Source organism: Pseudomonas sp. V88_4 (assembly GCF_029967985.1).
Lineage (GTDB): Bacteria > Pseudomonadota > Gammaproteobacteria > Pseudomonadales > Pseudomonadaceae > Aquipseudomonas > Aquipseudomonas glycinae.
Window position 1 is genome coordinate 199,101 of the sequence record NZ_JASCAF010000041.1, and the last position, 20,010, is coordinate 219,110.

16 protein-coding genes are annotated in these 20,010 nt (G+C 61.0%); 9 read left to right on the top strand and 7 right to left on the bottom strand.

Annotation, left to right across the window (positions count from 1 at the left end; genetic code table 11):
* Nucleotides 1-3: 3 nt before the first annotated feature.
* Nucleotides 4-570, bottom strand: a complete 567-nt coding sequence (locus tag QLG12_RS18295) for a nitroreductase family protein (RefSeq protein ID WP_064378586.1) — start codon at nucleotides 568-570, stop codon at nucleotides 4-6.
* A 121-nt stretch (nucleotides 571-691) separates the two neighbouring features.
* Between QLG12_RS18295 and QLG12_RS18300 the strand changes: the two genes are divergently transcribed.
* Nucleotides 692-2,146: a TrkH family potassium uptake protein gene (locus QLG12_RS18300; protein WP_064378585.1), complete on the top strand. Its 1,455-nt coding sequence runs from the start codon at nucleotides 692-694 to the stop codon at nucleotides 2,144-2,146.
* Here the strand turns inward: QLG12_RS18300 and QLG12_RS18305 are convergent.
* Nucleotides 2,103-3,164: an AraC family transcriptional regulator gene (locus QLG12_RS18305; RefSeq protein ID WP_011332998.1), complete on the bottom strand. Its 1,062-nt coding sequence runs from the start codon at nucleotides 3,162-3,164 to the stop codon at nucleotides 2,103-2,105. The genes QLG12_RS18300 and QLG12_RS18305 overlap by 44 nt on opposite strands.
* Nucleotides 3,165-3,331: 167 nt before the next feature.
* Between QLG12_RS18305 and QLG12_RS18310 the strand changes: the two genes are divergently transcribed.
* Nucleotides 3,332-3,643, top strand: coding sequence for a DUF962 domain-containing protein (locus QLG12_RS18310; RefSeq protein WP_197869663.1), 312 nt, complete (start codon nucleotides 3,332-3,334; stop codon nucleotides 3,641-3,643).
* A gap of 23 nt (nucleotides 3,644-3,666) precedes the next feature.
* Nucleotides 3,667-4,257: an HD domain-containing protein gene (locus tag QLG12_RS18315; protein WP_197869664.1), complete on the top strand. Its 591-nt coding sequence runs from the start codon at nucleotides 3,667-3,669 to the stop codon at nucleotides 4,255-4,257.
* A 153-nt stretch (nucleotides 4,258-4,410) separates the two neighbouring features.
* Here the strand turns inward: QLG12_RS18315 and QLG12_RS18320 are convergent, their stop codons facing one another.
* Nucleotides 4,411-5,226 (bottom strand): UDP-2,3-diacylglucosamine diphosphatase, encoded by an 816-nt coding sequence (locus QLG12_RS18320; protein WP_007958385.1) that lies wholly within the window; start codon nucleotides 5,224-5,226, stop codon nucleotides 4,411-4,413.
* Between the two features lie 132 nt (nucleotides 5,227-5,358).
* Here QLG12_RS18320 and QLG12_RS18325 point away from each other — a divergent pair, with 132 nt between their 5' ends.
* The gene (locus QLG12_RS18325) at nucleotides 5,359-6,123 is read left to right on the top strand and encodes an AraC family transcriptional regulator (protein ID WP_282475024.1); all 765 of its coding nucleotides are present in this window, start codon (nucleotides 5,359-5,361) and stop codon (nucleotides 6,121-6,123) included.
* A gap of 72 nt (nucleotides 6,124-6,195) precedes the next feature.
* Nucleotides 6,196-7,089, top strand: coding sequence for a DMT family transporter (locus QLG12_RS18330; RefSeq protein ID WP_282475025.1), 894 nt, complete (start codon nucleotides 6,196-6,198; stop codon nucleotides 7,087-7,089).
* On the opposite strand, the gene QLG12_RS18335 is transcribed toward QLG12_RS18330, so the two are convergent.
* On the bottom strand, nucleotides 7,083-7,370 hold the full coding sequence (locus tag QLG12_RS18335) for a SelT/SelW/SelH family protein (RefSeq protein ID WP_282475026.1): 288 nt from the start codon (nucleotides 7,368-7,370) through the stop codon (nucleotides 7,083-7,085). The two genes, QLG12_RS18330 and QLG12_RS18335, sit on opposite strands and share 7 nt — an antisense overlap.
* A gap of 71 nt (nucleotides 7,371-7,441) precedes the next feature.
* Between QLG12_RS18335 and QLG12_RS18340 the strand changes: the two genes are divergently transcribed.
* Nucleotides 7,442-9,643: a patatin-like phospholipase family protein gene (locus QLG12_RS18340; protein WP_197869667.1), complete on the top strand. Its 2,202-nt coding sequence runs from the start codon at nucleotides 7,442-7,444 to the stop codon at nucleotides 9,641-9,643.
* A 6-nt stretch (nucleotides 9,644-9,649) separates the two neighbouring features.
* Here the strand turns inward: QLG12_RS18340 and QLG12_RS18345 are convergent, their stop codons facing one another.
* The 3 genes from QLG12_RS18345 to recQ all read right to left on the bottom strand — a co-directional run bounded on the left by QLG12_RS18345 (nucleotide 9,650) and on the right by recQ (nucleotide 14,263).
* Nucleotides 9,650-11,437, bottom strand: coding sequence for a FimV/HubP family polar landmark protein (locus QLG12_RS18345; RefSeq protein ID WP_282475027.1), 1,788 nt, complete (start codon nucleotides 11,435-11,437; stop codon nucleotides 9,650-9,652).
* Between the two features lie 127 nt (nucleotides 11,438-11,564).
* Nucleotides 11,565-11,999 (bottom strand): MarR family transcriptional regulator, encoded by a 435-nt coding sequence (locus tag QLG12_RS18350; RefSeq protein ID WP_007958397.1) that lies wholly within the window; start codon nucleotides 11,997-11,999, stop codon nucleotides 11,565-11,567.
* A gap of 134 nt (nucleotides 12,000-12,133) precedes the next feature.
* Nucleotides 12,134-14,263 carry a DNA helicase RecQ gene (gene recQ / locus QLG12_RS18355; RefSeq protein WP_197869669.1) on the bottom strand — a complete coding sequence of 710 codons (2,130 nt, stop codon included), beginning with the start codon at nucleotides 14,261-14,263 and terminating at the stop codon, nucleotides 12,134-12,136.
* 277 nt (nucleotides 14,264-14,540) lie between these two features.
* Here recQ and QLG12_RS18360 point away from each other — a divergent pair, with 277 nt between their 5' ends.
* The 3 genes from QLG12_RS18360 (at nucleotide 14,541) to QLG12_RS18370 (ending at nucleotide 19,716) form a co-directional block, all read left to right on the top strand.
* A complete protein-coding gene (locus QLG12_RS18360; RefSeq protein WP_007958400.1) occupies nucleotides 14,541-15,128 on the top strand; it encodes a YecA family protein in 588 nt (195 codons plus the stop codon).
* A 10-nt stretch (nucleotides 15,129-15,138) separates the two neighbouring features.
* A complete protein-coding gene (locus QLG12_RS18365; RefSeq protein WP_197869670.1) occupies nucleotides 15,139-15,534 on the top strand; it encodes a YbaN family protein in 396 nt (131 codons plus the stop codon).
* Nucleotides 15,535-15,774: 240 nt separating this feature from the next.
* Nucleotides 15,775-19,716, top strand: a complete 3,942-nt coding sequence (locus QLG12_RS18370) for an Ig-like domain-containing protein (protein WP_282475028.1) — start codon at nucleotides 15,775-15,777, stop codon at nucleotides 19,714-19,716.
* Nucleotides 19,717-20,010: the final 294 nt, after the last annotated feature.

The following is a 20,010-nucleotide window of genomic DNA, read 5'->3' on the forward strand; positions in this document are numbered from 1 at the left end:
GAGTCAGGCTTTACCCGGCCAGGCGCTGACAAACTCCGCCAGATCAACCTTCTCGGCCACCCGCGGTTCTTTCTGCGGTGTGCCGAGGTACAGGAAGGCAATCACCTCTTCGTCATCCGTCAGCCCCAAACCCTTGGCGACATGTTTCGAGTACGCCAGATCACCCGTACGCCACACCGCACCAATCCCCTGCGCGTAAGCCGCCAGCAGAATCCCGTGCGCCGCACAGCCCGCTGCCAGCAACTGCTCGGCCTTCGGGTATTTGACGTGATCCTGCAACTTGGCGATGACCACGACCACCAGCGGCGCCCGCAGCGGGCCGTTGCGCGCCTTGTCGATCATCGCTTCGGTGACTTCGCCTTCCTGCATTTTTGCAGCTTCGGCCAGCAACTCGCCCATCTGCTCACGCGCCGCACCTTCGACGGTCAGGAAGCGATACGGCTGCAAATGGCCGTGATCCGGTGCGCGGGTCGCGGCGGCGAACAGCACTTCGCGCTGTTCGGCGGTGGGGGCCGGATCGATCAGTCGTGGAACGGAAACACGGTTGAGCAAAGCGTCGAGAGCCTGCATCGGCCACCTCCTGAAAAAAATGTCCGGCTATTCTAGCTGCAAGTGATCCAGACGCGTCGGTTTACATGCCTTGCACCGCAGGTAGAATGGCGCCCTTCCCACATCAGCCCGAGCGGACTTCATGGCGTTGCCGACCTTACGGATCATTGGTTTCATCATCGGCATCTTCCTGATCACCCTGGCCATCGCCATGGTCGTGCCCATGGCCACCCTGGTGATTTTCGAGCGCACCGGCGATCTCCCGTCGTTCCTCTGGGCGAGCATGATCACCTTTCTCGCCGGCCTCGCACTGGTGATTCCCGGTCGCCCGGAACACATTCACCTGCGCCCCCGGGACATGTACCTGCTGACCGTCAGTAGCTGGCTGGTGGTGTGCATCTTTGCCGCGCTGCCGTTTTTGCTGACCCAGCACATCAGCTACACCGACTCGTTCTTCGAAAGCATGTCCGGCATCACGGCCACCGGGTCGACCGTACTCAATCACCTGGACGACATGTCCCCCGGCATCCTGATGTGGCGCTCGCTGCTGCACTGGATCGGCGGCATCGGCTTCATCGGCATGGCGGTGGCGATCCTGCCGCTGCTGCGCATCGGTGGCATGCGCCTGTTCCAGACCGAATCCTCGGACCGCTCGGAAAAGGTCATGCCCCGCTCGCACATGGTGGCGCGGCTGATCGTGGCGGCCTACGTCGGCATCACCATTCTCGGCAGCCTGGCGTTCTGGTGGGCCGGGATGAGCCCGTTCGATGCGATCAACCACGCGATGTCGGCGATTTCAACCGGCGGGTTCTCGACCTCCGACCAGTCCCTGGCCAAATGGACGCAACCGGCGGTGCACTGGGTGGCTGTGGTGGTGATGATTCTCGGCAGTCTGCCGTTCACCCTGTACGTGGCGACGCTGCGCGGCAACCGTCGGGCGCTGATCAAGGATCAACAGGTACAGGGTTTGCTCGGGATGTTGCTGGCAACCTGGCTGGTGCTCGGCACCTGGTACTGGTGGACGACCAACCTGCATTGGTTGGACGCCCTTCGCCATGTGGCGCTGAACGTGACGTCGGTGGTCACCACCACCGGATTTGCGCTGGGCGACTACAGCCTGTGGGGCAACTTCTCGCTGATGCTGTTCTTCTATCTGGGCTTCGTCGGCGGCTGTTCCGGTTCGACGGCGGGCGGGATCAAGATCTTCCGCTTTCAGGTCGCCTACATCCTGCTCAAGGCCAACCTTAATCAGTTGATTCACCCGCGCGCGGTGATCAAGCAGAAGTACAACGGTCACCGTCTCGACGAGGAAATCGTCCGGTCGATTCTGACGTTCTCGTTCTTCTTCGCCATCACCATCTGCGTGATCGCCCTGCTGCTGTCGCTGTTGGGCGTGGACTGGATGACGGCGTTGACCGGCGCCGCCAGCACCGTGTCCGGCGTCGGCCCTGGCCTGGGCGAGACCATCGGCCCGGCCGGCAACTTCGCCAGCCTGCCGGATGCGGCCAAGTGGATTCTGTCGTTCGGCATGCTGCTCGGCCGACTGGAGATCATTACGGTGTTTGTACTGTGTATTCCGGCGTTCTGGCGTCACTGATCGCCTTCGGCGCCTCCAGCAACCGCGCCCGGTAATCGCCGGGCGTGGTGTCGAACCAGCGACGGAATGCGCGGAAGAAATTGCTCGGATCGGCAAACCCCAACAGATAGGCAATCTCCAGCAAGGTCATGCTCGGTTGCGCCAGGTATTGCTCGGCGAGTTCGCGGCGCGTGTCGTCGAGCAACTGCTGAAAACTGGTGCCCTCCTCCTGCAAACGACGTTGCAAGGTGCGCTGCGACAGGTGCAGGGTCTGCGCCACTGTATCGCGCTTGGGTTCGCCCTGCGGCAGCAGGCGGCACAACACCTGACGCGCCTTGTGGGTCACACGGCTTTCGGAAAACCGCGCCAGATATTCCCCGGCAAACCGGTCGTGCAGCAGCGCCATCGCTTCGTTGGCGGTGGGCAGCGGCGCTTCCATGTCGGCGCGTTCGAAGATCAGCGCGTCATAAGGCGCGTTGAACACCAACGGTGCATGGAAGGCTTGTTTATAGGGTTCAAGATCATCCGGCTCGTCACCCTGCACCAGCACTTTGCGCGGGTGCAGGGTGCGCCCGGTCAGCCAGCCGCACAGCGCCAGCGCGCAGGCCAGCGAGGCTTCGGCACTTTGCCGGGTCGGCGGCAGATGATCGCCGTGCACCGTCAGAATCAGCGCATAACCTTCGTCGAGCAGGCGAAAACTCAGGTCGGCACTTTCGGCGATGATTCGCTGATAACGCACCAGTCGCTGAAAACCTTCCGCCAGCGTATTGCTGGACATCAGCGCGTAGCCCGCGACATGGAACGAAGCCGGTCGCACCACCTTGCCCATGTTCAGGCCGATGGCGGGATTGCCGGACAGCTCGACCGCCCGTTGCCACAGTCGGGTCATGGAATCCTGCGGGAAGCGTGCGTCCGGATCCTCCAGCGCCGCGTAGTCGAGCCCCAGCTGTCTGAACAAAACCCGGCAATCCAGGCCGTCCATTTCCAGTGCCTTGACAATCCCCATCGCCCAGCTTGCAGAAGTCGTTCGTTCGCTCATGGCGTTTTTTCTTGGATGACATGGTGAGCCGCATACTACGGCCGATTTCCCAAGGATAGTAAAGTGGCGCCGATTGTCACTGGCCGACGCCAATGATCACTCTAGACTCAAATAGGCTACCCGCCGAACAACTTGCAATCAGAACAATAACCACAGAGATCGCAGTCGTGGAAACCCTCAAGCCTTTCAACAGCTTCGCCGAGTTCTATCCGTATTACCTCAGCGAGCACAGCAACAGCACCTGCCGTCGCCTGCATTTCATCGGCACGACGCTGGTGATCTTCATTCTCGCCCTGACCATCGCCAAGGGCGCCTGGCTCCTGTTGCTTGCCTTGCCGCTGGCCGGCTACAGCTTTGCCTGGATCGGCCATTTCTTTTTCGAGAAAAACCGCCCGGCCACTTTCCAGCACCCGTTCTACAGCCTGCTCGGCGACTTCGTCATGTACCGCGACATGATCCTGGGCCGCGTGCCGTTCTAGAAACTCCGATCAAGAGGACTGCCATGAGTGCCACTGCCCGTTTCACCCACATGAAGGACGGTACACAGGAAGACTGGGCGATCATTGCGGCGGATTTCAGCGCCTACGCCCGCCAATTGTCCGGCCGGATCGTGGCGCACCTGAAACTGCTGGAAGGCGATTTCGGCGGTTTCCCGGTGGATCGCCTGACCCACTCGCTGCAAACCGCGACCCGCGCCTTTCGCGACGGACGCGATGAGGAATACGTGGTTTGCGCGCTGCTCCACGACATCGGCGACACCCTTGGCTCCTACAATCACCCGGACATCGCCGCCGCCATTCTCAAGCCGTTCGTCAGTGCCGAAAACCTGTGGATGGTGGAAAAGCACGGGATCTTCCAGGGCTACTACTTCTTCCATCACCTGGGCATGGATCGGCACCTGCGCGAGCAGTTCAGCGACCACCCGCAGTTTCTGGCGACCGCGGAGTTCTGCGCCAGATACGACGCGGCGGCGTTCGACCCCGATTACGACACCCTGCCGCTGAGCTTCTTCGAGCCGATGATGGAGCGACTGTTCGCCCAGCCGAAAAACTCGATCTACAAGGCGGCGATGGAAGAGCACACACCGGCCTGAATGTGATGTCGGCTGTACCGGCCTCTTCGCGGGCAAGCCCGCTCCCACAGTGACCGCGTCGCTCATAGATTCTGTGTACGGCGCGAAACCTGTGGGAGCGGGCTTGCTCCGGGCGGCGATCCGACGAAGAGGCCTTCGAAAACACCAGAGATCCTAAGCCAGCTCGGCAACCTTCGCTGCTTTCAGTTCGGCCTCCCGCGCCTGCGCATCGGCCAGGCGATACAGCTCGATCGTGCCGTCCCAGTGTTCGATCAGCGCCGTGCATGACTCGACCCAATCGCCACAGTTGAGGTAATCCACCTCGCCGACCTTACGGATCTCGGCGTGGTGAATGTGCCCGCAGACCACCCCGTGCAACTCGCGCTTCACGCATTCGTGGGCGATGGCTTCTTCGAAATCGCTGATGAAACTGACCGCAGTCTTCACCTTGTGCTTGAGATAGGCCGACAGCGACCAGTAGCCGTAGCCGTATTTCGCCCGCCAGTGATTGAGCCAGCGGTTGAGGGTCAGGGTGAACTCGTAGGCCGAATCGCCGAGGAACGCCAGCCAGCGGTGATAACGGGTGATCACGTCAAACTGGTCTCCGTGAATCACCAGCAGATGGCGGCCATCGGCGGTGACGTGCACCGCTTCGTCGACCAGCTGGATATTGCCCAGAATCAGTTTCGAATAGCGGCGCAGGAATTCGTCGTGGTTGCCGGTGACATAGATCACCTCGGTGCCGCGCTTGCTCATGGTCAGCAAACGGCGGATCACGTTGGTGTGCGCCTGCGGCCAGTACATGCCACCGCGCAGTTTCCAGCCGTCGATGATGTCACCGACCAGGTAGATCTTGTCGGCGTGATAGCCCTTGAGAAATTGCGACAGATGCTCGGCCTGGCAATCCCGCGTGCCCAAGTGCACGTCGGAAATCCACAAGGTGCGAACCCGTTGTTTACGGCTGGGTCTGGCGAGCTCGGCGCTGGTCATGGGCAACCCTCTGCGATGTTTTCGCCACTGTGCGCGCGCCCGGTTAATCGACCATGACAGGTATGCGTCAGTCGTGTGACAAACGCGTCGACGTTGCGCCGGTGTAGACTGGCGGCTCGCCCGGAGACCGCCATGCAACCGATCCTGACCCTGCGCCATTACAGCCACGACCTGATCGCCCACAGCCACGACCACGCGCAACTGGTGTTCGGCCTGTCCGGCGCGCTGGATTTCGAAGTCGAAGGGCGTGGCAGTCAGGTATTGCAGCAGAGCTTCGTGGTGATCCCCGCCGGCGCGCATCATGCGTGCGGCAGTCCCAAGGGCAGCCGCTGTCTGGTGCTGGATGTGCCTGACGAACAATGGCTGACGCGCTCGCTGGGCAATCACGCCGATGCCAGCCGTCGTCTGCTGGACAACGCCGCCCGGTTATCGCTGGATGCCGGACAAGGACACTTGGTCAATTGGCTGGCGAACAGTCCGGTGGACGATCCGTTGATTGCGCAACAGGGCGCGGTGTTGCTGCTGGCGAGCCTGAACCACGCGCCACCTGCCGAGATCGTCGCGCGCCGCCTGCCCTACGCGGCACTCGATGCGCACATCGAGCAGTACGCGGCCTATCCGTTGCAAGTGGCGGATCTGGCGCGCATCGCCGGATTGTCCAGCGCCCGGCTGCATGCGCGGTTCGTCGCCGAATGCGGGCAGACACCGATGGACTACATTCGCAGTCGCCGGCTGCATAAAGCCGTGGCTCTGTTGCGCAACACCGCGCTGCCCATCGGCGAAGTGGCCAGCCGTGTCGGCTACAACTCGCAAAGTGCGTTCTCGGCCGCCGTCCTGCGTGAATTCGGTACCTCTCCTACCCAAGTGCGGCGCGAGGCTGACGACAAAAGTCGATAGCCTGCCGACAGACTTTTGCGTCGAGACACGCTTCAATGTGGGCCTGTAATGGTGTTTGGAAAAAGGACTGCAATGACTCCCCGTACCGCCCTCGGCGCCCTGCATATCGGCGCACTGATGTTCGGCCTGACCGGCGTTTTCGGCAAACTCGCGGCCGCAACGCCCGCCGTCATCGTGTTCGGACGCGCCGCGTTTGCCGTGCTGGCCCTGGCGTTTTTCGCCCGCTTCGCCCAACAGGGCGGCTGGCAGAAACTGCAGGCCGTGGACTGGCGGCGACTGGCCCTGAGCGGCGTGCTGCTGGCCGGACACTGGGTGAGCTTCTTCATTGCGGTCAAGGTCGCGGGCGTCGCCATTGCAACCCTGGGTTTCGCCAGTTTCCCGGCCTTCACGGTAATCCTCGAAGGGCTGATCTTCCGCGAACGCATCCGCGCCAATGAAATCGTGCTGGTGGCGCTGGTCAGTGTCGGGCTGGTGCTGGTGACGCCAGCGTTCGATCTGGCCAGCGGCGCGACCACCGGCCTGCTCTGGGCGATTCTGTCTGGCCTGCTGTTTTCCCTGTTGTCCCTGACCAACCGCGCCAGTTCCGGGCGCATCCCGGCGGTGCAGGCGGCGCTGTGTCAGAACGTGGTGGTGGCGTTGTGTCTGCTGCCGGTGGCGGCGCCGCAGCTGAACGAGGTGCGTGCCATCGACTGGTTGTGGATCGGTTTGCTCGGGGTGTTCTGCACCGGTGTTGCCCACAGTCTGTTCGTCGCCAGCCTCGCGGTGATCAAGGCGCGCACCGCTGCAGTGGTGTTCGCCATGGAGCCGGTGTACGGGATTACCGTGGCGTGGCTGCTGTTCGACGAAGACCCGACCCTGCGCATGCTGATCGGCGGCGCACTGATCATCGTTGCCATCGTGGTGTCGAGCCGGATATCAGGCAGCAGCGACAAGAAAACCGTCGCGGCCGAAGCCGCCTCTCAGTGAGTACGATCGTTGTGGCCGAGGTCGCGGTCAGGGTCGATCTGGTCGCGCACCCGCTGCTTGAGCACCTTGGCCTCCGGGAAACCGCCGTCGGCCTTGCGCTCCCAGATCTGCACATCGTTGCAGGTGATGTGGAATATCCCGCCAGTGCCAGGCACCAGTGACACTTTGCCAAGATCGTCGCCGAAGGTGCTGAGCAGCTCTTGCGCCAGCCACGCGGCGCGCAACAGCCACTGGCATTGCGTGCAATAGGTGATGACGATTTCCGGTTTTGTGACGGTCATGATCGCTGAAACTCCTGAGCCAGAGGGCGCCGCTATAATAGCCGGCTTTACCGCTCGCCCCGAGACTCACGATGCGTCGTCTGCTGATCTGCCTGTTGCTTGGTTTCCTTCCCCTGTTCGCTGGTGTCAGCGTCCATGCCAGTGAGGCCACACGCCCGAAAGTCGGCCTGGTGCTGTCCGGCGGCGCGGCCCGTGGACTGGCGCACATCGGTGTGCTCAAGGCCTTGGAAGAGCAAGGCATCAAGATCGATGCGATTGCCGGCACCAGCATGGGCGCGGTGGTCGGCGGGCTTTACGCCTCGGGCTACAAGATCGACGAGCTGGAAAAACTCGCCCTGACCATCGACTGGCAGCAGGCGCTGTCGGACGCCCCGCCCCGTGAAGACGTACCGTTCCGGCGCAAGCAGGACGACCGCGACTTTCTGGTGAAACAGAAACTGAGCTTTCGTGACGATGGCAGCCTCGGCCTGCCATTGGGCGTGATTCAAGGCCAGAACCTCGCACTGCTGTTGGAAAGTCTGCTGGCTCACACCAGCGACACCCGGGATTTCGACAAGCTGCCAATCCCGTTCCGCGCCGTGACCACTGACATTGCCAACGGCGAAAAAGTGGTGTTCCGCAAGGGCCACCTGCCGCAAGTGATCCGCGCCAGCATGTCGATCCCGGCGGTGTTCGCCCCGGTCGAACTCGACGGCCGATTGCTGGTGGATGGGGGCATGACCGACAACATTCCTCTCGATGTGGCCCGTGAAATGGGCGTCGACGTCGCGATCGTGGTCGATATCGGCACCCCGCTGCGCAACCGAAAGCAACTGGTGACCGTCGTCGACGTGCTGAACCAGTCGATCACCCTGATGACCCGGCGCAACTCCGAAGAGCAACTGGCGACCCTGCATCCCGATGACGTGCTGATCCAGCCGCCGCTGGCGAGTTTCGGCGCCACCGACTTCGGTCGTGGCCAGGAGATGATCGACGCCGGCTACCGCGCAACCCAGGCTCTGGACGTGCGCCTCGCCCGCCTCAAACCCGCGCAATCGCAGGACGCCGAGCTCAACGCCGCCCGCGCGCCGGGCCAGCGCACACCGATCATCACCGCGATCAAGGTCGAGAACGACTCGAAAGTCGGCGATGACGTGATCCGCTACTACATCCGCCAGCACATCGGCGAACCGCTGGACCTGGGTCGTCTGCAAACCGACATGGGCACCCTGTACGGCCTCGATTACTTCGAGCAGGTGCAATACCGCGTGGTGCACAAGGGCCCGGATCACACGCTGGTGATCAGCGCGCGGGGCAAACGCACCGGCACGGATTACCTGCGAGTCGGCCTCAATCTGTCGGATGACATGCGCGGCGACAGCGCCTTCAACCTCGGCGCCAGTTACCGAATGAACGGCATCAACCGGCTCGGCGCGGAATGGCTGACCCGGGCGCAGATCGGCGATAAACAAGAGTTGTACAGCGAGTTCTACCAGCCGCTGGACGTCGGCTCTCGCTACTTTGTGGCGCCTTATGCGTCGTTTGCCGCACAGAACGTCGACTCGGTTCTGGACAACGATCCGATCGCCCAGTATCGCGTCGAGCGCTACGGCTTCGGCCTCAATGTCGGCCGGCAGATCGGCAACAGCGGCGAAGTGCGCTTCGGGGTCGGCGAGGCCTGGGGCAAGGCGGATGTGCGGATCGGCGACCAGGATCTGCCGAGCGAAAGTTTCAACGAAGGGTTCTACGCGTTGAAGTATTCCTTCGACTCGCTGGACAACGTCTACTTCCCCCACGAGGGCGAAGACATCGGCCTGACCCTGGTTCAGTTCGAACCAAGCCTGGGTTCCGACACGCGTTACCGGCAATGGGAATTCAAACTGGACAAGGCGATGAGCAGTGGACCTGACACGCTGATTCTGGGTGGTCGTTACGGCCGCACGCTGGACGATGCCAACGTGGTGACCTCCAGTTTCCTGCTCGGCGGCGCCCGGCAATTGTCCGGTTTCCGCGAAGACGCGATCTCCGGGCAGAACGTCAGTCTGATGCGGGCGGTGTATTACCGCCGCCTCACCCCACGCGCCTACCTGCCGCTGGACTTCCCGTTGTACGCCGGCGCCTCGCTGGAACGTGGCCGGGCATGGAACAACGACAACGAGTTCGACAGCGGCTACATCAACGCCGCCAGCGTGTTCATCGGCTTCGATACGCCGCTTGGGCCGCTGAATTTCAGCTATGGCCTGAACGATGCGGATGAACAGGCGGTGTACCTGAATCTCGGGCAGACCTTCTGACAGCGCTCAGCGAATCCCCGCCAACAGCGTGCGCGCCGTTTGCCTGAGGGGTTCGTCGGCTTCCTTGAGCAGTTCGTTGAGCAAGGCAATGGCGCTGTCGATATCGCCGTCATCGATACAGGTCTGGGCCTGTTCGAGTTTGCCGGCGTTGGCGGCGTCCGAGGGTTCGGGGTCCAGTTCCGGAGCATGCAACTCCAGTGGCTCCAGCGAGAGCGACGTGCCGGGATCGCCAAATTCGTTGAGAAAGTCCTCGTCCAGCGGCTGCGCTTGCGGCTCGGCGATCCATTCCAGTTCGGCGGTTTCAGCATCGTCGGGCAGAGTTTCCGGCAATTCGAAATCCTGTGGCCATACCTGCAGATCGGAACCCAGCGCCGATGGAGCCTGTTCAGGTGTGGTAGCGGGCGGGCGAGTTTCCTCAAGATCCCAACTGGAGGCCATCGAGAGCTGATCCAGGTTCAGTTCGAAGTTGTCTTCGGCCACCGGCTCCACAGGCGTCGCTGGTTCGATCGGCAGCGCGGCAGTCACCGGGGCCGCCGCCCCCAAAGGTGCGGCGCTGGCCAGTTTCGGGTAGCGGGCGCGAATCTCCTGCAAGCGCTGATCCTCGACCCCGAGCTGGCGCAATCGACTTTCCTGCTCGTCATAGGCCGGCGTATCGCCCTGCCGCCCCAGCACTTCAAGCAATTGCACGCCAAGGTCGATACGTTCCGGCTCCCGCTGCAACGCATCGCGCAACAGGCCGGCGGCCTCGCCCAGGCGTCCGTAGGCCAGATAGATGCCGACCGCTTCCAGCACATCGCCGTTGGCGTGGTCCTCGCGATGTTCGACAGCACTGTGAACGGCACTCGGCTGAATCGGTTCGGCGTCATCGACCGGGGGTTCGTTTCGTACCGGCAGGAACGGCAACGGCGCAGCAGTCCCTTGCGCCTGCTGGCGTTGCCGGCGCACATAAAGCCCTGCCACCAGCAATCCCAGTACCAGCAGCAGTCCGCCAAGCAGCGGCCAGTTGAGTGAATCCTCCTGAGACTCGACCGGGGCAATGACCGGCGCAGGCGCAGGTGCCACGGGGGCGACAGGTGCCTGCCGCGCCTGTTGCACTTCAATCAGTCGGGCCTGTAAATCGCCGAGCTGTTTCTTGCCGTTAGCGATCAGCACTTCCTGGGCCTGAAGCTTCACGTTCAATTCATCGATGGTTTTTTGCAGTTGCTGGTTCTGCACAAGGCTCGCCGCCAGTTGTTCAGCCTGCGCGTCGGCGACCGGAGCCGGTGGCTGCACCGGCGCAGCAGGTCTGGCCGGCGTAGTTGCGGTGGGAGTCTCGGGGGTCGGGAATTCCGACGATTGCGCACGCGCCGTTGGCTCGTCGGTGGCCGGGACTATTCCCGGTGAGCCCGGCGGGTCGATCAGCACGGTGTATTCGCGCAGCAGGTGGCCGTTGGGCTGATCGAGCTGCACCAGGAAATTCAGAAAGGGTTCGTTGACCGGTTTGCTGGAAGTCACCCGGATCATGTTGCGATTGCCACGCAGGATCGGGGTGAACTTGAGGTTATTGAGAAAGAACACGCGCTCGACGCCAGCGCGGCCAAACTCGTCCGCCGAGGCCAGACGGACCGCCAGTTCGTTTTCGCTGACGCCTCCGACATCCACCAGGGCGATGTCAGCCTTGAGCGGCTGATTGAGGGCTGAATGCACGGTGATGTCACCGAGCCCCAGCGCCAATGACGCAGTTGACCAGGTGAGAACACCGGCCACCAACAGCGAGTTGGCGCAACGCAGTACCACGTGCCGACTTCCGAGCATGAGCATCCCTTGAATAAGCAAAACCGACTTCTATGCGTTCGCACATCCGGTACGAACACGATATTGCCCAGTAGTTCTTATAGTCCGCCCAGCGCAATCCCTCAAAAAAACGGCACGCGGTTATGCCTCAAGACTTTTCCAGGTTGGCCAGAATGTGCCCGTGAACCCGCATGCAGACCTTCAGATCCGCCTCGTCGACGCCCTCGAACAATTCCTTGCGCAGTTGCGTGGCAATGGTTTCGATTTGTTCGATCAGCGGCAGGGCCGGGGAGCACAGGACGATTTTTTTCGCCCGGCGGTCTTCCATTACAGACTGGCGTTGCACCAGCCCCTGGCTTTCCAGGCTGTCGAGCAGACGGGCCAGGGTCGGCCCTTCGACGCCGACGCTTTGCGCCAGCTCCCGTTGGGTCGGCGCCTCTTCGAAGCGCGCCAGATGCAGCAGCACCAGCCAGCGCGCCTGGGACAGCCCCAGACCGGCCAGCCGGCGATCCAGTTCGGCACGCCAGCCACGGGACATCTGGGCCAATTGCATGCCAAAGCGGTGTTGATCGGTTAACGGCATAAAACACTCATGATCAGACTGAAGAAATAGAGAAAAACTAATTATTAGTCAGCTAAGCATGACATTTGGCTATAGGCAAGGGGCGCCCTGTACTGAATCGTTACATCGGTATAGCGGTTGGCACAAACGCCCTCTCACATTTCAAACTCGGATTGCAGCGCAGCCCGCACGCAATACAGCACGCCTTCCGGTACGCGACCGGCGAACAGCTCGGCCACTTCGGCGACCGACGGCAACTCGCCTTCGCCGTCGAGGAACGCATCCTGGACTTCGCCCATCAGGTCTTCCGGCAAATCCAGCGCCTGTTCCAGCGACAGCTGCTGCTTGCCGATGGCTTCGGCGAGCATGGTGTAGACGTTCTTTTCCGAGCACTGCAACTGACCGGAGATCTGCAACGGCGTCATGCCGGCGCGGGCCAGGGTGATCAGTTCGTGGCGCACGTCGGCCACCACTTTCGGCGCCTCGGCCTCGCCGCCGAGCACTTCGAGGAAGGCCTCGCCGTAACGCTCCAGCTTGCGCGCACCGACGCCGCTGACCCGGGCCATGTCCGCCAGCGAGGTCGGCTGGCTGCGGAGCATTTCCAGCAGGGTCGAGTCGGGGAAGATGACGTACGGCGGCACGCCGTGTTCTTCCGCCAGTTTGCGCCGCAGGGCACGTAACGCTTCCCACTGTTCGCGTTCTTCGCCACGCACCAGTTGACTGGCCTGGCTCTTGCTGCCGCTCTTGGCGGTGACTTGCGGCTTGAGGTCGCGGCGCAGCTCCAGGCTTACTTCGCCTTTGAGCAGCGGCCGGCAAGTGTCGCTCAGGCGCAGCCCGCCGTAACCTTCGTGATCGACATCGGCCAGGCCGCGAGCAACCAGTTGACGGAACAGCGAGCGCCATTCGCTCTCGCTCAGCGCCTTGCCGACGCCGAACACCGACAGGTGCTGATGGCCGAAGCTACGGACCTTTTCGTTGTCCTTGCCCAGCAATACGTCCACCAGATGGCCGACGCCGTAACGCTGGCCGGTGCGATAGATCGCCGACAGCGCCTGACGCGCAGGCTCGGTGGCGTCCCAGGTCTGCACGCCGTCGGTGCAGTTGTCGCAGTGGCCGCACGGCTCGGGCATGTCCTCGTCGAAGTAGGCCAGCAGCGCCTGACGACGGCAGCGGGTTTCTTCGCAGAGCGAGAGCATGGCGTCGAGCTTGTGCTGCTCCAGACGCTTGTGGCGCTCGTCGCCCTCGGAGTTCTGCAGCATCTGCTTGAGCATCACCACGTCTTGCAGGCCGTAGGCCATCCACGCGTCTGCCGGCAGACCGTCACGGCCGCCGCGTCCGGTTTCCTGGTAATAGGCTTCCAGGGATTTCGGCAGATCGAGGTGAGCGACGAAGCGCACGTTGGGTTTGTCGATGCCCATGCCGAACGCCACGGTGGCGACCATGATCAGGCCTTCCTCGTTGAGGAAGCGCTTCTGGTGATAGGCGCGCAAATCGTTGGGCAGACCGGCGTGGTACGGCAGCGCAGGGAAGCCCTGTTCGGTGAGAAACGCGGCCACCTCCTCCACTTTCTTGCGCGACAGGCAGTAGACGATGCCGGCGTCGCTGCGTCGTTCGGCGAGGAACGCCAGCAATTGCTTGCGCGGCTGCTCCTTGGGCACGATGCGGTAGAAGATGTTCGGCCGGTCGAAGCTCGACAGGAAACGTTCGGCGTTCTGCAAATGCAGGCGGGTGACGATTTCTTCGCGGGTGCGTTTGTCGGCGGTGGCGGTCAGGGCGATGCGCGGCACGTCGGGGAACATTTCCGCCAACTGCCCCAGTTGCAGGTATTCCGGGCGGAAGTCATGGCCCCATTGCGATACGCAGTGCGCTTCGTCGATGGCGAACAGGGCGATGTTCAGGCCTTGCAGGAACGACAGCATGCGCGGCTGCACCAGGCGCTCCGGCGCCAGATAGAGCATTTTCACTTCGCCGCGCTTGATCCGGTTGGCGAGGTCGCGCTGTTGTTCAGCGCTCAGGGTGGAGTTCAACGCGGCGGCGGCCACACCCAGCTCTTCGAGGGTGGCGACCTGATCGTCCATCAAAGCGATCAGCGGCGACACCACCACCGCCAGGCCGTCGCGCAGCAGCGCCGGCACCTGGAAGCACAGGGACTTGCCGCCGCCGGTCGGCATCAGCACAAGGGCATCACCGCCACTGGCCACGCGCTCAATGATTGCACCCTGCCGGCCACGGAAACTGTCGTAGCCGAAGATGTCCTTGAGGACGCGTTGAGCCTGTTCGAGCATAAAAACTCCAAAAATCCACCGAAACATCCCTGCACAGGCTGGTTCAAGACAGCCGAGGCTGCTTTAAACAAAACGTAAGCGCGCATTGCATCGCGCCCTACACAATCAGCCGCGACACCGGCAGGGATCGCAAAGCGCGGCAGTATACCCGACCCCTCTGCGGCAGAGGGCACCGCCGATAAGAAGCTTGTACGGGCAAATCTGCCGTGCGGCTGGCTTGAGGGCTCAAGAAGGCCTAGAATTCCCGCATTGTTTATTCCCCCAAGGTAGCCCTTTAATGTCCTTCGCCGAGCAACTAACCCGCCTGCAAGTCTTCCTCGACGCCGACGAGCTGCATGAAGAGGCGCTGGACTACGTGGCCGCTCACGGTTACCTGACCGCGCTGTCGATCTGCGCCGACGTGGTGCCGGATCGCGAGTGGATCGACGCCCTGTTCGCCGAAGAGCCGCACTACAGCAGCGAAGCCCAGCGTGAAGAGATCGAAGCCACGCTGATCGGCCTCAAGGCCCACATCGCCCGCCAACTGGCGTCGGATGAAGAATTCGAGCTGCCCTGCGAGCTGGACCTGGGCGACGACCCGGACGATTCCGAACTGCGTGGCTGGTGCATCGGCTTCATGGAAGGCGTATTCCTGCGCGAAGCGGCCTGGTTCGAAACCGCCGAAGAAGAAGTCAGCGAAATGCTCCTGCCGATCATGGTCGGTTCGGGCCTGTTCGACGAACAGCCCGAGTTCGAAGACATCGCCAAGGACGCCAACCTGATGGACGACATGATCGTGCAGATCCCGGAGGCCCTGACCGCGCTGTACCTGCTGTGCCAGGCGCCCGACGAAAAACCGGCGATCCTCAAGCCACGTCACCACTAAGATCCAGCCTATGGACAACCCCATAGGCAACCGCCCCCTGATGTTGCGCTACATCCTGCTGGCCATCGGCTTGCTGAGCGTGGCATTGGGGGTGATCGGGATTTTCCTGCCTGTTCTCCCCACGACTCCCTTCCTGCTGCTGGCAGCCGCCTGCTTCGCCCGCAGTTCCCCGCGTTTCTACCAATGGCTGGTCGAGCATCCCCGGCTCGGGCCATGGATCCGCGACTACCTCGATGGCAACGGCATTCCGCTCAAGGGCAAGGTCTACGCGATCGGGTTGATGTGGGCGAGCATTCTGTTCTCGTGCTATTTGGTGCCGCTGCCATGGGCGCGGGGGTTCATGCTGACCAGTGCGGTGTTGGTGACGGTTTATATCTTGCGGCAGAAGACGTTGCGCAAGCCCTGATCTCACCCTGACCTCAGGCTTGTCAAAGCCACAAACCGCTCATCGGAAATACCCTTCTACCTGTTATTTCTGACAGTAGCCAATCCCCTCGCTTCACGCCTTAAATCAGTCCAGCCCTGAACTGCGGCTCGAATGTCCCAGTGCTCGTTCCTGCCCTGAAATCCCCTGTTCGCCGGCCTTCGCGTCCAAAGCCATAACCCCTTGACGCCAATGGCGTATCCCCTTCGGATGGAGTTGATCATGTTCACTTTCCGCCGGTCCTTGTTCCCCAATCGTAATCAACTGCTCGCCCCGTTGTCGGGATTGTTCCCACCCTACTTCGCCGACATGGTCATTCCTGTGCCGGGTGCTGATGGAGGGATCAACAGAACGGCGTATGAAGCGTTCGATAATGGGCTGTTTGCCCTTATCGACCCTTACCCGAACATGGCGAACAATGACCTGCTGGAAGTCTTCCTGAATGACAAAAAGGTCGGCGAACTCAAGGTCAAGGATGAGCACCTCAATCAGCGATGGTTCTTTTTTGTACCCAAGGACGAGCTTGTACCTGGTCTCTTCACCTGCCACTACGTTTTGACCCGGGCAGGCGAAACCGTACCCGACGACCCATCGGCCAAATTGACACTGCTGCTGGAAATCCACGACCCGGCCGGTGATGACAAGCGTCCCTTCGAACCCTGGCACTCGGAGCTGCCTATCGTCGGGCTACCGCAAGATGTCATCGATAACGGCGTCACCAAACCATGGCTTGATAGTGGGGTGCCCCTGATCATCAAGCGTTATCCAAACATCGCCGTGGGCGACATCATCCTCGTGATGTGGGGCAGCGTGTTTCTTCCGCCGCATATTTTGACCCAGGAAGAAGTGGATGGCACCGTAGAGATCATCGTCCTTGCCCGGCCCGAAGATATCCTGACGGCCGGTGACAGCGCTGCATTGATCATCCACTACAACATCTGCGATCTCGTTTATAACTGGAGTGTGAAGTGGTCAAAATCCACTTCCGTGCAAGTTGATGCCGGGGTATCACGCCTCGATCCGCTCATCATCAAGGAAGCGGATGACGGGAAAATCATTCTTGCCGACCTGGACGCCAAACCTGTCACCCTGCAAATACTGATCAAACCCAACGACGTCTTCACGGCCGGAGACACCCTCCTGATCACAGTGATCGGCACTCCGATCCCCGGCAGGCCACCTCAAACATTTACCGTTGAAGTCATTGTCCGTAACCCGCCTTATATTCATGAAATCCCGGTCGCCTACGAGTTCGTGAAACTCTTCGCCCAAGGCACCCTCGACGCCTCCTATGCATTGCGCAAGCAGGATGGCAGCCCGACACTTTTTTCCAGGCGTACGTTTGCCACCGTGATCGGCAATCCATCATTACTGCCGGCACCTGCCATCAGCGAAGTGGTCGGGAACATTTTGCCCGCCCACATACAAGCGGCATCGGTGGTAATCAGATATCCCGCCATCAAAAATGGCGATTACCTGAGGGTGATCTGGCTAGGTAAAAAATCCAACGGTGATGATTACCTGCATGAAGAAGAACACACCGTATCGGGCGAAGAGCAGAATGCAGGCGAAGTGACGATTTACGTCATGGGTGAGCACGTCAAAGTCTTGGAAAACGGCAGTCTCAAACTTCAGTACCGGGTGTTCAACGACGCTACCAGCCAATACGGCACCAGTGAGTCCGAGTTTCTGCGGGTCAACGTGGGGTCATGGCAGGCAACGCTTCCGGCCCCCAAGGTTGAAGAGGCACCGGATGACATTCTTGATCCCTCGAAAACTGACAAGCTGGTTCACGTGCGGGTCTTGCCAGTGAACTGGGTCAAGGGCGATACGCTCACCTACCACTGGAACGGGATCAACCTTTACGGCAGTACATCCGGCAGCGTGCCGATCACGTTGGCGACAGTTGGCCAACCGGTACGATTCCGGGTAGACAAGCAATACGTCTCGGCCAACATCGGCTACTACGTGACTGTGATTTATACGTTACTGCATGGCGCTACCGGGAAGTACAGCTATTCAGCGCCTCTTGAGGTGCTGATCGGCATTCCTCTGGGCAGATTACTGCCGCCTGTGGTCGTCCAGGCCCCCGATGGCACACTGAACCCGATGCACGCCATCAATGGGGTGGACATCGATTGCAGCTACGCGTCCATGGACGCCCTGCTCGACAAACTCGGATTGAAATGGCGGGGCACGCCAGGCGCCGGGACTTCGGAAGACCTGGAGAAACCTGCCGAGGCCACCGGTACCGTAAGGTTTCACCTGCCGCCCTCCTTTGTCGGGGCCAACATCGACCGCGAGGTAGCGGTCAATTACGATGTCCAACGCTATGGCTTGTGGACCCCCTCGGAAATCCTCCCGCTGAAGGTTCTCAACTTCCAGAATCCTGAAACGGAACTGCCGCGGCCCGAGGTTCCAGAAGCAAAGGCAGGCGAACTGCTGGTAATGGAGCTCGCCGGGAACGCGAAGGTTCTGGTCAAGGCATGGCCTTTCATTGCCCTCAAGCAGTTGGTCTGGCTGTACATCGAAGGGCAGGCCAGCACGGGCGGCTATCGAATCGATCTGCTCACTGCGCATGAAGTGAACTCAACGCAGCTCACGCAAGGGTTGAATGAAACCCTGCTCAAGACAGAATTGCTGAAACTGCTTCATGGCTCCAACGCCATCGTGGTTTGCAAGGTCATTTTCGATAACAGCACGGATGAAGATGCCGCTATCGTTTTCCCGAAACTGCCGCTGGTGATCCGCCAGCACTACGAGTACGTCACGCCTGTCATCACCACCGTGAAAACGGCACTGGGTACGGTCATTCCTGAAGCGGGTCAGACCTATGACAAGCGTTTGACGATCGAAGGGACAGCCACTCGGGCCGAGAAAGTCGATGTTCAAATCGATGGGGTCTCAAAGGGTATGCCAACCGTCGATGCCAACAGCACGTGGACAATCACCGTGGACTTGATCTCAGGCCTGCACCGCGTCGTTGTTATCGCTCAATATGAGGCCGACGATAAAATCAGTGACCCGAGATCCTTCACCATCAAAGAGGCCAGGTTGCCCGGTATCACCGGCGTCAGGGACAGCAAGGGAGCAGTAGGCAACAACGGTACAACCTACGACAACCAGGTGACGGTGAGTGTCAATGCCGATCCGGGCCAAAAGGTTCAGCTCTACGACGGCGCGTCGCCAATCGGACAGCCGATTGATCTGGACGGCAACGGCAATGGCAGCACCACGTTATCGAGTCTTGGCCAAAAGACCTACTCGCTCAAGGCCAGAGCGCTTTATGGCAGCCAGCTTGAGTCACCCATTCACTTGTTTACTGTCAGGGCCCACCTCACCACCACCCTCACTTCGGTCCGGCATTCAGGCGGGGAACTGGGTAATGGTGGCAAAACAACAGACACTTCGGTAACCGTGATCGGGGCGGCAACGCCGCTGTACAGCGTGCAGATTTTTCTCAACAACGTGGGGGGGCAAATCGTACCCGTCAACGGGAGCGGTGTCTGGTCACTGACCCTCGGCATTCACCTGGGCTCGAACACGGTTTACGCGAGGTCGGTTGCCAACAATCAACAGAGCGAGTCGCGCAGTTTTACCAGGGAGAATCCGTTAGCGCCGTTGAACTTCAATACCAGTCCGGTCACGTTGGGTGGCAAGACTTACATCATTCCGGGCAATGCGACTTTACCTGCGTTCGACTCTGGCAATTCGGTACGGCACCAGGCCAGTGGTGGACGTCCGGGATACCTCTACCGATCCAGCAATGCCGGTATTGCCGATGTAGACGGAACAGGTCTGGTCACTGCCCGCGGTCGGGGAACGGCAACCATCACGGCCACTGATGCAGCCAACCAGTCAAAGAGCTATACGGTGAGTGTGACAGGGGTCGTTCATATCATCTGGCTGGGGGAAGGCGTATGGAATACCGCGACCTCACTCGCGGCAGCCAATGGTGCCCGCATTCCCAGCCGTGGTGAACTCGAAGAAATACATCGAGCTTACGGGAGCCGCTGGCCTCTGCCCAATCACCATTACTGGACAACCGAACCCAATAATTACTGGTGGCCTTGGTCGCAAGCCAGAAGCTGCTTGTATCCGGTGAGCGGCGCAGGGTGGGCGATTAAACTCAACCATTATTCTCACATCATCGCGCTGCGATAATACGGATCAGCCGCCCCCGTCCGGATGGCTACGGACCTGACGGGGGCTGTCAGCATGGGTTATTCACGTGACCGCTCGTCGAAATCCTTCCTTGACCTGTCAGATCTGACAGTAGCCAAACCACCCGTTTGATCGCTCAATCACTCCACCGCCCACACCCTTCGGCAGGAGTCCTCGCCATGCTCGTCCAACCGAAAAAAGCCATCGGCGCACTCGGCACACTCGCCCTGCTCGACCCTGACCTTCCCGGCGCCAAGCAGCTGCCGAACGGAGAATGGGCCATCAACCGCGCCG

What these genes read in the sequence shown, in the direction of transcription:
- QLG12_RS18295 (WP_064378586.1), bottom strand. Translation starts at nt 570, where the DNA reads ATGCAGGCTCTCGACGCTTTGCTCAACCGTGTTTCCGTTCCACGACTG.
- QLG12_RS18300 (WP_064378585.1), top strand. Translation starts at nt 692, where the DNA reads ATGGCGTTGCCGACCTTACGGATCATTGGTTTCATCATCGGCATCTTC.
- QLG12_RS18305 (WP_011332998.1), bottom strand. Translation starts at nt 3,164, where the DNA reads ATGAGCGAACGAACGACTTCTGCAAGCTGGGCGATGGGGATTGTCAAG.
- QLG12_RS18315 (WP_197869664.1), top strand. Translation starts at nt 3,667, where the DNA reads ATGAGTGCCACTGCCCGTTTCACCCACATGAAGGACGGTACACAGGAA.
- QLG12_RS18320 (WP_007958385.1), bottom strand. Translation starts at nt 5,226, where the DNA reads ATGACCAGCGCCGAGCTCGCCAGACCCAGCCGTAAACAACGGGTTCGC.
- QLG12_RS18325 (WP_282475024.1), top strand. Translation starts at nt 5,359, where the DNA reads ATGCAACCGATCCTGACCCTGCGCCATTACAGCCACGACCTGATCGCC.
- QLG12_RS18330 (WP_282475025.1), top strand. Translation starts at nt 6,196, where the DNA reads ATGACTCCCCGTACCGCCCTCGGCGCCCTGCATATCGGCGCACTGATG.
- QLG12_RS18335 (WP_282475026.1), bottom strand. Translation starts at nt 7,370, where the DNA reads ATGACCGTCACAAAACCGGAAATCGTCATCACCTATTGCACGCAATGC.
- QLG12_RS18340 (WP_197869667.1), top strand. Translation starts at nt 7,442, where the DNA reads ATGCGTCGTCTGCTGATCTGCCTGTTGCTTGGTTTCCTTCCCCTGTTC.
- QLG12_RS18345 (WP_282475027.1), bottom strand. Translation starts at nt 11,437, where the DNA reads ATGCTCGGAAGTCGGCACGTGGTACTGCGTTGCGCCAACTCGCTGTTG.
- QLG12_RS18350 (WP_007958397.1), bottom strand. Translation starts at nt 11,999, where the DNA reads ATGCCGTTAACCGATCAACACCGCTTTGGCATGCAATTGGCCCAGATG.
- recQ (WP_197869669.1), bottom strand. Translation starts at nt 14,263, where the DNA reads ATGCTCGAACAGGCTCAACGCGTCCTCAAGGACATCTTCGGCTACGAC.
- QLG12_RS18360 (WP_007958400.1), top strand. Translation starts at nt 14,541, where the DNA reads ATGTCCTTCGCCGAGCAACTAACCCGCCTGCAAGTCTTCCTCGACGCC.
- QLG12_RS18365 (WP_197869670.1), top strand. Translation starts at nt 15,139, where the DNA reads ATGGACAACCCCATAGGCAACCGCCCCCTGATGTTGCGCTACATCCTG.
- QLG12_RS18370 (WP_282475028.1), top strand. Translation starts at nt 15,775, where the DNA reads ATGTTCACTTTCCGCCGGTCCTTGTTCCCCAATCGTAATCAACTGCTC.